A 12872-nucleotide genomic window follows, 5' to 3' on the forward strand; every position below is an offset into this window, starting at 1 on the left:
CTGAGACCTTTTATAATAAACGAAAGGAAAAAATGTATGCGCGTAGCACAAGTTATAATTAACAGACCGGCCAAACAACTTCATAAACCTTTGAGCTATTTAATGCCTGAAAAGTTTGGTAATGTCTTACCTGGTACGCGCGTACTCATTCCTTTAGGACATAGTCGTGAAGAAGGCATTCTTATTGGTTACGACGAGTTAGTTGAGCCACCAGAGTTCACTTTACGAAATATTGTGCAAGTATTAGATAGCGAACCTTGGTTTACACCGGAAATGATGGATACGGCCCGCCGTCTAAATGAGTATTATTTATTCTCTTATGGCGATGCATTGCGATTGTTTACAGTGAATAAGACATTAAAATCTTACGAGGCACCAAAGGAAGAATGGTTAGTAGTCATGCCAGAATTTTCGGTGGCACAATTTAGTGAACGAAAAAAGAAGCAACGAGAATTAGCAAAATACTTACTTGAAGTGGGCGGAGCATCTAAGGCATTACTACTAGCTAAAGGCTATTCTCGTATGGTCATTAAACAAGTGAGTGAAGCTAAAGGTATTGTCGTTGAAGCTCGTTTTAAAGCCACAAAAACAACATTTGATGAGCTTTTAACAGAAGAAGTTAATATTCCTCTTACTGAAGCTCAACAAGCTGTATATGGACCAATACAAGATGCAATGAATAGCCATGAACATAAAACCTTTTTACTTCATGGTGTCACTGGTAGTGGTAAGACTCAATTATATTTACGTGCTACAGCAAGATGTATTAGTCAGGATAAGACGGCTATTATTTTAGTACCTGAAATTATATTGACTGATCAAATTGTGAAACGATTTGTAGAAACTTTTGGTGACGAAGTCGTAGTATTTCATAGTAAATTGACGGTACAACAACGGAACAATAATTGGGAGCGTTTGCGCCGTAAGGATAGTCACATTATTATTGGCGCTCGTTCTGCCGTATTTGCGCCAGCTGAGGATATCGGCCTTATTGTGGTCGATGAAGAACATGATACATCTTATAAACAAGAGGATATGGTTCGATATCATGCACGTAACGTGGCATTGTGGCGTGCTGAGGCACATGGTTGTCCCGTTATTTTAGGTTCTGCTACACCATCTGTTACTTCGTACTATAAAGCTAAGCAAGGGGAGTATCATTTACTAGAGTTGCCAAATCGCATTTTTGAGCAATCTATGCCGAAGGTTACTATAGTAGATATGAAGGAAGAAATTCTTCATGGAAATTACTCCGTTTTTTCTGATGCCATGAGTCGCTTAATTCAACATACATTAGATGAGCATAATCAAATGATTATTCTGTTAAATAGACGTGGTTATAATACTTTTGTTATGTGCCGGGATTGTGGGGAAACTATTATGTGTCCTCATTGTGATGTAGCTATGGTTTATCACCAAGCTGGTGAAGAATTGCGTTGTCATTATTGTGAACATCATGAACCAATTCCAACTGTTTGTCCCAAATGTAATAGTAAGAGGATTAAGTTTTTTGGTTCAGGCACACAAAAGGTAGAGGAAGAGTTACGTCGTCACTTTAAATCGGCCCGCATTGCTCGTCTTGATCAAGATGTGACAAAAAATAAGCAATTAGCAGAAGATATTTTACATGACTTTGGGGCTCATAAATATGATATTTTGTTGGGAACACAAATGGTATCTAAAGGACATGACTTTAAAGATGTAACAGCTGTTGGTATTTTAACAGCCGATTCAGTTTTGAATATTCCTGTTTATACAGCTTCAGAACGAACTTTTGATTTACTTACTCAAACCTCTGGACGTGCCGGTAGGGGTGAAAAACCGGGTAGCGTTGTAATACAAACATATAATCCTTTAAATTATGCTATAATAAAGAGTAAGGCTCATGATTATATAGGCTTTTACAATGAAGAAATTCAAAACCGTAAAGCTTTAGGATATCCTCCATTTCGCGAAATGATTCATATGGTTGTGCGTCATCAAGATATGAAAACATTAGAGTCTATAGCAAATCGTATTGTCGATGACTTGGAGTCTTATAAAGGAAATCAGGATATTTTGATTAATGGTCCTTATGAAGCGCCTATAAAAAAAGTGCGCGATATGTATCGTTTAGCTATTATGATTCGCGGTACAGATTTAACGAATTTGAAAGAATATATATATAACTCATGGATTTTCACGCAAGAAGGACTGCTGATTGACGTGGATCCCGTGTAGTGTAGGAGTATCAATGGCTGTATTAGATGTTGTGAAAGCAGGTCATCCCGTTTTAAAACAAGTGGCGGAACCTGTAGAACATGTTAATAAAAAACTTAGAGCCCTTATCGATGATATGGCTGAAACTATGTATAAGACTGAAGGGGTTGGTCTTGCAGCACCTCAAGTGGCTGTAGCTAAACGTATTATCGTTGTAGATGACCAATCTGGTAGTGGTCTTATTGCGCTAATTAACCCTGAAATCACTCATGCTGAAGGTTCTCAAGTTGGACCTGAAGGATGCTTAAGTGTGCCAGGATATTTCGGAGATGTGGAACGATTTAATAAAGTCACTGTTAAAGGTATTGATCCACATAATAAGAAGGTAACTATAAAAGCTGAAGGTTTTTTGGCGCGTATTTTCCAACATGAAATTGATCACTTGGAAGGTCATTTGTTTATTGAAAAAGCAACTAACTTACGATTAATTACTGATCATCCAGAGGAGAAAGAAATTGTCTGATAATAAACAATTACGCATCGTTTTTATGGGGACACCAGACTTTTCTGTGCCTACCTTAGAGGCTTTGATTCAAGCTGGTCATTCTATTGTCGGTGTGTATTGCCAGCCTGATAAACAAAAAGGGCGTGGTAAACAAGTTCAAATGCCCCCTGTAAAAGTAGCTGCTTTAGAGCATGACTTGCCTGTATATCAACCAGTCACTTTGCGTGATGAACAAGTGAGAGCCGAATTAGAAGCATTACAACCAGATGTAGTGATTGTTATTGCGTATGGTAAAATATTACCTCCTTGGCTTATTCGATTGCCGCAATATGGTTGTATTAATGTTCATGCCTCTATTTTACCTAGTTATAGAGGCGCTGCGCCAATTCATTATGCAATTCTTAATGGAGACTCTAAAACGGGTGTTACCATAATGCATATGGATGATGGCCTTGATACAGGTGATATCATTGACATTGTGGAGATAGATATTTTACCCGGTGAAACGACAGGACAGTTATTTGAACGTATAGCTGTACTGGGGGGTGAAACTATAGTGCCTGTATTAACTCGTTGGGTTAATGGAGAAATTGTGGCTACACCACAAGATGATTCAATGGCTACACATACTACTAAGATTACAAAGGAAATGGGGCAGATCGACTGGTCTAAGCCGGCTAATGAAATTGCAAATCTCATTAGAGGACTTAATCCAGCACCTGGATGTTATACATATCTCGATGGAAAACGTTTAAAAGTATGGTCTGGAGAAGTGGTTCCCAGTGATACGACTCACTGTTTGATAGATGTCCATGGTAAACATGTACCAATTGCTATATCAGCCACAACTGTGCCTGGTACAATCGTATCTAAAATAGCCGGTTTAGGTGTATTTTGTGGTGATGGAAATATAATTCTATTAACAGAAGTCCAACCAGAAAATAAAAAACGCATTTCTGCAATTGATTTTATAAATGGTCATCAAATAAAGGAAGGTATCGTTTTTGGGGACTCAATATAAGCAGTACGAAACGTATCCGTTATACTTGATTTTATCAACTATTACATGTGCTTTGCTCACAGCAGTACTAGCCTTTCTAATGTATATATTAGAACCAGGACTTTTACAATTGCATCCATTTGCATCAATTATAAGTAGTGTAGTTATATCTATACTTATTGCTATTATATGGATTTTGTGCTTATCTTTAATTGTTGCTAGCACAGGTATTATAAGGTTACATCCTATTGTTTTAAGACTAGCCAATCAGTTTATTTATGGATTATTTCCATTAACTTTGGCGATTGGTAAGGTGAGAGGGGTTACTAAGGATCAACTCCGCCAGTCTATGATTGATTTAATCAATCATTTAGTAATGCTAGATATGTATACGGTAGATCCAGAACGTATATTATTATTAACTCCTCACTGTTTACAAGAAAGTTCGTGTGTTCATAAGGTTACACATGATGTATATAATTGTAAGCAGTGTGGGCGATGCCAGGTTGGTAATTTGTTGCAAGTGGCTAAGGACTATGGTTGTCAATTTATAGTTGTCACTGGAGGCACCTTAGCGCGGATGAAGGTAAAGGAAGCACGCCCAAAAGCTATTGTAGCAATAGCTTGCGAACGAGATTTAGCAAGTGGAATGGCTGATGTATTTCCCATCCCAGTTATTGGGGTATTAAATGAACGTCCTAATGGGCCATGTTGTAATACAACAGTCGATTCTGAACGTGTTCGAGCAGTAGTAGAACAATTGATTGGTAGGAATAGTAATGATAGAGGTAAAGACTAATCAACAACAAAATATTCGATTGCTCGCTGTAAAAGCATTGAGTGAAATTAATCGCAATGGTGCTTATGCAAATATAAAGTTGCAAGAGTATTTACAGAAATATCATCTATCCGATTTAGATCGAAGATTCTTTACTGAACTTGTGTATGGGGTCATTCGTAGAAAAAATTACTTGGATGCTATTATTGTTCACTTTGCAAAGCGACCCTTAAAGAAACTATCTTCTATGGTTGTGGAAATCCTTAGACTTGGTATTTATCAAATTATCTATATGGATAAGGTTCCTGAAAGTGCGGCTGTTAACGAATCTGTTAAACTCGCCAAAAAGCTAACTAGAGGTTTATCTGGTTTTGTAAATGCTGTTTTGCGTTCGGTTTTACGTGAAAGTGATAGCATTTCTATCGGTGAACTAGCTAAGTCCGAAGCTGAAGAAATTTCCTTTATCTACAATCAACCATTATGGCTTGTCAACTTATGGATAAAAGAAATGGGAAAAGATAAGACCGTAGATCTTTGTTCTTGGTTTAATGAACAACCTCGTTTGACGGCTCGCATAAATACAGTGAAAGTATCTATTGAGGATTGTTTAAAAGAATTAGAAGATTTAGATTGGATTGTAGAACAGGATACATATATTCCTGAAGTAGTTTATATTGATGGACATCAAGGTCATTTAGAAAAAGCTAAACCTGTTTTAGAAGGTCATATTACTTTTATGGATAAAGCATCTATGTTAGTAGCCCATGTGGTAGATCCTCAACCAGGAGAGCTTATCTTAGACTGTTGTGCTGCACCAGGTGGCAAGTCTATGCATATGGCAAGTCTTATGAATAATACAGGAGCTATTATGAGTTGTGATATTTACGACCATAAATTAGAACTGATTAATCAAAATGCTGAGCGATTAGGTGTATCTATTATTTCTACTAAGCTTCAAGATGGTCGTTATCTTCCTGATAATTGGAAAGAACAATTTGATCGCGTCTTAGTTGATGCTCCTTGTTCTGGTCTAGGTATATTACAAAAGAAATTAGACATGCGTTGGCGTAAAACAGAGTCTTTACTTATTGAGTTGCCGCCGTTACAACTTGAAATATTAGAAAAAGCTTCTGAAATGGTTAAGGTTAATGGATATTTAGTATATTCCACATGTACTATGAATAGTGGTGAAAATGAAGCTGTTCTAAATAAATTCTTGGCAATTCATAAGAACTTTATCATCGATCCTGTATCATATAAAGGGGCACCACAAGCTATAGATGGTATGATTACAACCTATCCACCGCGAGATCATATGGATGGTTTCTTTATGGCTCGCATGAAACGCTTATCATAATATAAGAAATGGAGCACCATGATAGAATTATTGGGTAAGTCTTTAGAAGAATTACAATCTATCTTTAAGACCCATAATATACAAAAGTTTCGAGCGAAACAGTTAATTGACTATATCTATCATAGATATATTTTTGATTTTGAAGACATGACACAATTTCCGAAAGACTTGCGTCAATGGCTAGGTGATAATTGTGTTATTTCTTTACCTACATTAATTACAGAGTCTATTGCCCCTGATGGAAAGACTCGCAAAATACTTGTAGAGATGTCAGATCAAAGTCGTGTGGAAGCAGTTTTGATGGAGCAACACTATGGGTATTCTGTATGTGTTTCCTCTCAAGTGGGGTGTGCTATGGGATGTGTATTCTGTGCTTCTACACAAGGTGGCTTATACAGAGATTTAACAGTCGCTGAGATTATTGGACAAGTTGTCATATTTGGGGCTCTTACTAAAGAGGAAATACACTCTGTTGTCGTTATGGGCGCTGGGGAGCCGTTACAAAATTATGATAATGTATTACAAGCATTACAACTACTACATGATCCTATGATTTGTAATATTAGTTATCGTAAGATGACGATTTCCACTTGTGGTTGGGTTCCTAATATTTATAAATTAGCTGATGAAGGTTTGCCAATAACCTTAGCACTTTCATTACATGCTACAAATAATGAAGTTCGTCGTAGTATTATGCCCGTTGGGGCACGTTATGAATTGACGGAAGTCTTAGATGCGGTAAAATACTATTATAATACGACACAGCGTCGTGTTACCTTTGAGTATATTCTTATAGATTCTGTAAATGCATCTATAGATGATGCTCATGCTTTGGGGAAAATCTGTAAAGATTTCCCAAATTGTCATGTTAACTTGATCCCAGTTAATGGCAATGAACATATTGAATTATATAAACCATCTATTACGAATATGAATACATTTAAAGACATCGTTAGTTCCTATGGCGTATCAGTAACGGTACGAAAGGAAATGGGCGATGCAATCCAAGCCGCATGTGGACAGTTAAAGGCTGCTCATGGTCGGAAAAAGGAGAATCATGAATAATTTTGTTGGTTTAAGTAAAATTGGGCTTGTACGCCAGCGTAACGAGGACCGTTTTTTCATTGATGGCCATATTTGTGCTGTTACTGATGGCATGGGTGGTTATAGCGGTGGTGAAATTGCAAGTACCTATGCTGTAGATGAAATAAAAGAATATTTGTCCTCCCTTGAAACGATAGGTCAACAAGACTTATGTGATGCTATCATTCACGCTAATCAACGTATTGTAAATCGCGTTGCTTGTGAAGAACGACTTGCTGGTATGGGTACTACCGCTGTAGTTACAGCTATAAATGGTAATCAACTTTACTGGGCAAGTGTTGGTGATAGTCGTTTGTATGTATATAGAGATGGTCATTTACGACAAATTACTACGGATCATTCTATGGTACAAGAATTATTAACAGCTGGAGAGATTACAAAGGATGAAATGCTAAATCACCCTCAACGTAATTTATTAACCCGTGCAGTCGGTGTTGATGAAATCTTAGAGGTTGATAGTGGTGTAGAGTCTATTCTTCCCGGTGATCGTATTTTACTTTGCACTGATGGATTAAGTGGCTATGTATCTGATGATGTAATTGCCTCTGCATTACAATCAACGGATGATGATATGTTGGTTATTGAATCATTGATGGAAGCTGTATATGAAGTCGGAGCAGGAGATAATGTGACCATTGTGGTGGGAACAATCTAATCTAGAAATGGAGAAATAATGAGTACTATGAATATAAAAGGCATACTTCTAGATAACCGCTACCGTATTGTTGATAAAATTGGCGTTGGTGGAATGGCTGATGTATACCTTGGAGAAGATACCTTACTAGGTAGACAAGTAGCAATAAAAGTATTGCATGCTAATTTTGCAAATGATGATGAATTTGTGACTCGATTTAAACGAGAAGCACAAGCGGCAGGTAAATTAAATCATCCCAATATTGTAAATATGTATGATGTAGGTTTTGACCAAAATTTACATTACATTGTTATGGAATATGTAGATGGTGAAACCTTAAAAAAATATATAACTCGTCATGGAAGATTGTCTATAGATGAGGCTGTTAAATTTACTATTGCCATAGCTGAAGGCTTAGAACACGCTCATACAATGGGTATTGTTCATTGTGATATAAAACCACATAATGTTATTATTACCAATACGGGGCGCGTTAAAGTAACTGACTTTGGTATTGCTCGTGCAATAAATGCAACTAACACAGTTATGTATACTAATTCGATTTTGGGTTCAGCACACTATTTATCACCAGAGCAAGCTAGTGGTAAACCGGTAGACGGCAATACAGATATCTATTCATTGGGTGTTGTATTGTATGAAATGCTTACAGGTCGTGTACCATTTGAAGGGGAAACGCCAATTGCAGTAGCATTAAAACACGTTCGTGAGAAGGTAGAACCTCCAACTCGATATAATCCATCAATCCCTCCGCTTTTAGAAGCTGTTGTTATGAAGGCATTATCTAAAAATCCTGCAGATCGCTTTGATTCTATCTCTGATATGATCAGTGATTTGCGGTTATCTCAAGGTTTTACAATGGGGAAAACACAACGTCATGAACCATATGATTTTGCTACACAAATGATTCCTGCGGTTGATCCTGAAGCACTTGAAGATCTAAGTACTATTCAAGAAGAACGTAAAGACGAGGGTAAAAAGAAGAGTATGTTAAGTAAAATTGCATCGATTCCACAAAAATACATCGTTCTAGGTGCTGCTGTCATTTTTTTAGTAGCATTTTTAGGTGCTTTCTTAAGCTACGGAAATTTCTGGAGTAATACAACAGTAGATGTACCTAATGTGGTAGGCAAACAAGTTTCTGTAGCAAAAAATATCTTAGAAGATAAACATTTGCGTGTGTCTACAAGTGAAGTTACGAATCCTGATGTGCCAGCTGGTCAAGTTATTTCTCAAACACCTGGGGCTGGAGAAAAGGTTAAAGAGCAACGGACAATTCACCTTGTAGTTTCTAAAGGTGTAGGCGATATTACGGTGCCAGATTTAACTGATTTAACTGTCGATCAAGCCCGTCAACGACTTAAAGATTTAGGTTTAGTTGTGGGGAAAATAACACAACAATCTGTAGATGGTAAAAAAGATGGTGTAATTATTGCTCAGAGTCCTTCAGGAGATTCTAAAGTGTCTAAAGGGACAACAATTGATCTCGTAGTAAATAAAGCGAAGGCTAAGAAAGTCAAAGTACCTAATCTTGTTGGTATGACATTAAAAGATGCTCGTGATACATTGAGTAATATTCAACTAGGTGTAAACCAAGTATCTGGATCTGTGGAAGAAAAATCTGTGGTTATAGAGCAAAGCATTAAAGCTGGCGACGAAATTGACGAAGGTTCCACATTAAATCTTACGACTGAGTTCAAAGATGATAAAAAGAAATCCGATAAAAAAGAAGGAAACAGTGGTAATAAAACAACTGGTACTATAGATGTTACTGTACCAGCTGGTTCTAAAAATCAAGAACTTAAAATTGTCGTAAAAGATGATGAAGGTTCTGCCGTAATCTATGATGATACGAATAAACCTGGAGATCGTGTTGTTAAAAAAGTGTCTGGTGTAGGTAATGTACGTATTGAGGTGTACCTCAATGGTGCATTAGTGCAAGAAACTGCATTATAAGAGGTACTATGATTACAGGCATTGTTGTCAAAAATATGAATGGGTACTTTTATGTACAAGATGATACAGGTACCATTCATGAATGTAAGGTTCGTGGCAGACTTAAGCAAGGACGCTATAGTTTACTTGTAGGGGACCGCGTTACGATTTCGGAGGATGGGTTCGTTGAATCCATCCATGAACGTCATAATTCGATGGTTCGCCCTGCAGTAGCTAATATTGACCAAGTTGTATTAGTTGTGGCTGCCCATGAACCAGATATTAATGAGTTATTACTCAATAAAATGCTCGTTATGATTGAACATGCGGATATACCTATCGTACTATGTATCAATAAATGTGACTTGATGGATTCAGAGACGAAAGCTATGGTTGATCTTTATAAATCAATCGGCTATGAGGTTTTGATGACATCCACATATAATATGACAGGCATTGATGATTTGCGTCATGTGCTTCAACATAAGGTAACGGCTTTTGCAGGACCATCTGGTGTTGGTAAAAGTAGTCTTTTAAATGCGGTAGACCCCAAATTTGCCTTCCAGACTGGGGAGGTAAGTGATAAGATTAAACGTGGTAAACATACTACTCGTCACGCTTCTTTATATAGTTTAGATGCAGATTCTTTTATCATGGATACACCTGGATTTAGTGCTATTGAATTTAATGATGTTTCCCTTGAAAGATTGCCTACATTATTCCCAGAATTTGGTGAATATGTTGATACTTGTAAATTTAATCCTTGCTATCATGAACATGAACCCATTTGTGGGATTAAAGCTGCTCTAGAAGCTGGTCATATTCATCAAGGACGATATGATGCTTATATGTCTATACGTAATGATATAGAAAGTCAACGAAAGAGGTTTTAATATGATAAAAATTGCACCATCTATGCTTTCCGCAAATTTTGCGGTGTTAAGCGAGGAATTAAAATCTATTGAAGCAGCGGGGGCTGATTTATTACATATCGACATCATGGATGGACACTTTGTTCCTAATCTAACCTTTGGTGCTCCCATTGTGAAAGCCATTCGTCCATATACAAAATTACCATTTGATGTGCATTTGATGGTTACTAATCCTGGTGATTATGTAGAAGAATTTGCAAAAATTGGTGTAGAATATTTTACTTTTCATCAAGAAACTGTACCTCATATGCATCGTTTGATTCAACATATCAAGCAGTGTGGGATGAAGGCTGGTGTAGCATTGAATCCTAGTACACCTGTATCTCTACTAGAAGATGTAGCTGCAGATTTAGATATGATTTTAATTATGTCTGTGAATCCAGGATTTGGAGGACAATCTTTTATTAAAAATGCCATAAAAAAAGTTAAACAAGCTAAGATATTGTTAGAAGAAGTAGACAATTCAACGGCAGTCATTGAGGTGGACGGTGGTATTAACGATATTACTTGTGTACCGATTAAAAGAGCGGGGGCTACAGTTTTAGTTGCTGGTTCTGCAGTATTTGGTGCTGAAGATCGTGCAAGTATGATTGAATTCATTCGCAATAATTAAATAAATATTTTCATAATATTCTATAATTCAAATTTGAACATAAGATCGTACATCAATAAGAAAGAGAATGTATTTAAAATAAGGAGTGAGGAATACTTAAAGAATTCCTCACTCCTTGCTTGCTTTTGCCATGATTTTTTGTTAGAATTATTAGGTATGAAAAATATGCACGTCAGTGGACTTCGGTACTGTGCCTAATTTTGGGTGACCCGAAGGATGAAGCGGCGGAGGTTAATTAACAGGAGGTGCCACAATGGCAGTAGTATCAATGAAACAATTATTAGAGGCTGGTGTACACTTTGGTCATCAGACTAGAAGATGGAACCCTAAAATGGCGAAATTCATCTTCACTGAACGCAATGGTATTTATATCATTGATTTGTCTAAAACAGTTAAAAAAGTAGAAGAAGCTTACAATTTCTTGCGTGAAGTTGCTTCCCAAGGCGAAGTAATCTTGTTCGTAGGTACTAAAAAACAAGCTCAAGAAGCTATTAAAGAAGAAGCTATCCGTGCTAACATGTTCTTCGTTAACGAACGTTGGTTGGGCGGTATGTTGACTAATTTCAAAACAATTGAAACTCGTATTAAACGTTTAAAACAATTGGAAGCTATGGCAGAAGACGGTACTTTCGAAGTATTGCCTAAAAAAGAAGTTATCGGTCTTCGTCATGAAATGGATAAATTGGAAAAATACCTTGGCGGTATTAAAGATATGCCTAAAATGCCAGGTGCTCTTTTCGTAGTAGATCCTAAAAAAGAAAAAATCGCTATTGCAGAAGCTAAAAAATTGGGTATTCCTGTAGTTGCAACAGTTGACACTAACTGCGACCCAGACGAAGTTGATTTCCCAATCCCAGCAAATGATGACGCTATTCGCGCTGTTAAATTGTTGGCTGGTAAAATGGCTGACGCTGTTCTTGAAGGTCGTCAAGGCGAATCCTTTGAAGAAGCATTAGATAACATGGTAGCTGATTCCGCAGAAATGGTTCGAGACGGTAAAGCTTAATCGTTGTCGTATTAGCATTTGAAAGATAAATCTATAACATATATAATTGGGGTAAGGACTATATCCTTACCTTAATTAATACTAGGAGGAACAAAATAATGGCAATTACTGCTGCTTTGGTAAAAGAATTGCGCGACATGACTGGCGCAGGTATGATGGACGCTAAAAAAGCATTGGTTGAAACTGACGGTAATATCGATAAAGCGGTTGACCTTCTTCGTGAAAAAGGTTTGGCTGCGGCAGCTAAAAAAGCTGGTCGTATTGCAGCTGAAGGTGTAGTACAATCCTACATTCATGCTGGTGGTCGTATCGGTGTTTTAGTGGAAGTTAACTGTGAAACTGACTTCGTTGCAAAAACTGATGATTTCCAAAATTTAGCACGCGACATCGCAATGCAAATTGCAGCTGTAAATCCTACATACTTGAACCGTGAAGAAGTTCCTACTGAAGTAATTGAACACGAAAAACAAGTATTATTGGAACAAGCTAAAGTAGAAGCTGAAGAAGACGTTAAAGCTGGTCGTAAACCAAAACCTGAAGCTGTTTTAGAAAAAATGGTTGCAGGTCGTATTGAAAAATTCTATAAAGAAAATTGCCTATTAGAACAAGTATTCATTAAAGATGGCGATAAAACTGTTACAGACATCATTAATGAAAGTATTGCAAAAATCGGTGAAAACATCAACGTACGTCGTTTTGTTCGCTATGGTTTAGGTGAAGGCATTGAAAAACGCCAAGATGACTTCGTAGCAGAAGTAATGGCATCTGTTGGTAAATAATTAATAAACAAT

The 12872-nt window shown here is 37.1% G+C and carries 12 protein-coding genes; all 12 read left to right on the plus strand.

Features of this window, described 5'->3' with window-relative positions:
* The first annotated feature begins 36 nt into the window (after nt 1-36).
* The 12 genes from priA to tsf all read left to right on the plus strand — a co-directional run bounded on the left by priA (nt 37) and on the right by tsf (nt 12860).
* The gene (gene priA / locus HMPREF0873_RS01215) at nt 37-2220 is read left to right on the plus strand and encodes a primosomal protein N' (RefSeq protein WP_008713839.1); all 2184 of its coding nucleotides are present in this window, start codon (nt 37-39) and stop codon (nt 2218-2220) included.
* Between the two features lie 13 nt (nt 2221-2233).
* Nucleotides 2234-2722 carry a peptide deformylase gene (def, locus tag HMPREF0873_RS01220; RefSeq protein ID WP_004695669.1) on the plus strand — a complete coding sequence of 163 codons (489 nt, stop codon included), beginning with the start codon at nt 2234-2236 and terminating at the stop codon, nt 2720-2722.
* Complete coding sequence (gene fmt / locus HMPREF0873_RS01225; RefSeq protein ID WP_004695671.1) at nt 2715-3725, plus strand: methionyl-tRNA formyltransferase; 1011 nt, start codon at nt 2715-2717, stop codon at nt 3723-3725. The genes def and fmt overlap by 8 nt, the downstream gene beginning before the upstream one ends.
* The gene (locus tag HMPREF0873_RS01230) at nt 3709-4503 is read left to right on the plus strand and encodes a DUF116 domain-containing protein (RefSeq protein WP_004695673.1); all 795 of its coding nucleotides are present in this window, start codon (nt 3709-3711) and stop codon (nt 4501-4503) included. Before fmt ends, HMPREF0873_RS01230 begins: the two co-directional genes overlap by 17 nt.
* Entirely contained in the window at nt 4484-5839 is a 1356-nt protein-coding gene (rsmB, locus tag HMPREF0873_RS01235; RefSeq protein WP_004695675.1) for a 16S rRNA (cytosine(967)-C(5))-methyltransferase RsmB, read from the plus strand. Before HMPREF0873_RS01230 ends, rsmB begins: the two co-directional genes overlap by 20 nt.
* An 18-nt stretch (nt 5840-5857) precedes the next feature.
* Nucleotides 5858-6904, plus strand: coding sequence for a 23S rRNA (adenine(2503)-C(2))-methyltransferase RlmN (gene rlmN / locus HMPREF0873_RS01240; RefSeq protein ID WP_004695677.1), 1047 nt, complete (start codon nt 5858-5860; stop codon nt 6902-6904).
* Nucleotides 6897-7598, plus strand: coding sequence for a Stp1/IreP family PP2C-type Ser/Thr phosphatase (locus HMPREF0873_RS01245; RefSeq protein WP_004697417.1), 702 nt, complete (start codon nt 6897-6899; stop codon nt 7596-7598). Before rlmN ends, HMPREF0873_RS01245 begins: the two co-directional genes overlap by 8 nt.
* A gap of 27 nt (nt 7599-7625) precedes the next feature.
* On the plus strand, nt 7626-9551 hold the full coding sequence (gene pknB, locus HMPREF0873_RS01250; RefSeq protein WP_008600842.1) for a Stk1 family PASTA domain-containing Ser/Thr kinase: 1926 nt from the start codon (nt 7626-7628) through the stop codon (nt 9549-9551).
* A gap of 8 nt (nt 9552-9559) precedes the next feature.
* On the plus strand, nt 9560-10423 hold the full coding sequence (gene rsgA, locus HMPREF0873_RS01255) for a ribosome small subunit-dependent GTPase A (RefSeq protein WP_004696976.1): 864 nt from the start codon (nt 9560-9562) through the stop codon (nt 10421-10423).
* 1 nt (nt 10424) lies between these two features.
* On the plus strand, nt 10425-11075 hold the full coding sequence (rpe, locus tag HMPREF0873_RS01260; RefSeq protein ID WP_008713843.1) for a ribulose-phosphate 3-epimerase: 651 nt from the start codon (nt 10425-10427) through the stop codon (nt 11073-11075).
* A gap of 253 nt (nt 11076-11328) precedes the next feature.
* Nucleotides 11329-12081 (plus strand): 30S ribosomal protein S2, encoded by a 753-nt coding sequence (gene rpsB, locus HMPREF0873_RS01265; RefSeq protein WP_004695687.1) that lies wholly within the window; start codon nt 11329-11331, stop codon nt 12079-12081.
* Between the two features lie 98 nt (nt 12082-12179).
* A complete protein-coding gene (gene tsf, locus HMPREF0873_RS01270) occupies nt 12180-12860 on the plus strand; it encodes a translation elongation factor Ts (RefSeq protein ID WP_004695689.1) in 681 nt (226 codons plus the stop codon).
* Nucleotides 12861-12872 lie beyond the last annotated feature (12 nt).

This window comes from Veillonella sp. 3_1_44 (assembly GCF_000163715.1).
Taxonomy (GTDB): domain Bacteria; phylum Bacillota; class Negativicutes; order Veillonellales; family Veillonellaceae; genus Veillonella; species Veillonella parvula_A.

Bases quoted from the DNA above. Each gene is read 5' to 3' on its own strand.
- priA (WP_008713839.1), top strand. From the start codon at position 37: ATGCGCGTAGCACAAGTTATAATTAACAGACCGGCCAAACAACTTCAT.
- def (WP_004695669.1), top strand. From the start codon at position 2,234: ATGGCTGTATTAGATGTTGTGAAAGCAGGTCATCCCGTTTTAAAACAA.
- rsmB (WP_004695675.1), top strand. From the start codon at position 4,484: ATGATAGAGGTAAAGACTAATCAACAACAAAATATTCGATTGCTCGCT.
- rlmN (WP_004695677.1), top strand. From the start codon at position 5,858: ATGATAGAATTATTGGGTAAGTCTTTAGAAGAATTACAATCTATCTTT.
- HMPREF0873_RS01245 (WP_004697417.1), top strand. From the start codon at position 6,897: ATGAATAATTTTGTTGGTTTAAGTAAAATTGGGCTTGTACGCCAGCGT.
- pknB (WP_008600842.1), top strand. From the start codon at position 7,626: ATGAATATAAAAGGCATACTTCTAGATAACCGCTACCGTATTGTTGAT.
- rsgA (WP_004696976.1), top strand. From the start codon at position 9,560: ATGATTACAGGCATTGTTGTCAAAAATATGAATGGGTACTTTTATGTA.
- rpe (WP_008713843.1), top strand. From the start codon at position 10,425: ATGATAAAAATTGCACCATCTATGCTTTCCGCAAATTTTGCGGTGTTA.
- rpsB (WP_004695687.1), top strand. From the start codon at position 11,329: ATGGCAGTAGTATCAATGAAACAATTATTAGAGGCTGGTGTACACTTT.
- tsf (WP_004695689.1), top strand. From the start codon at position 12,180: ATGGCAATTACTGCTGCTTTGGTAAAAGAATTGCGCGACATGACTGGC.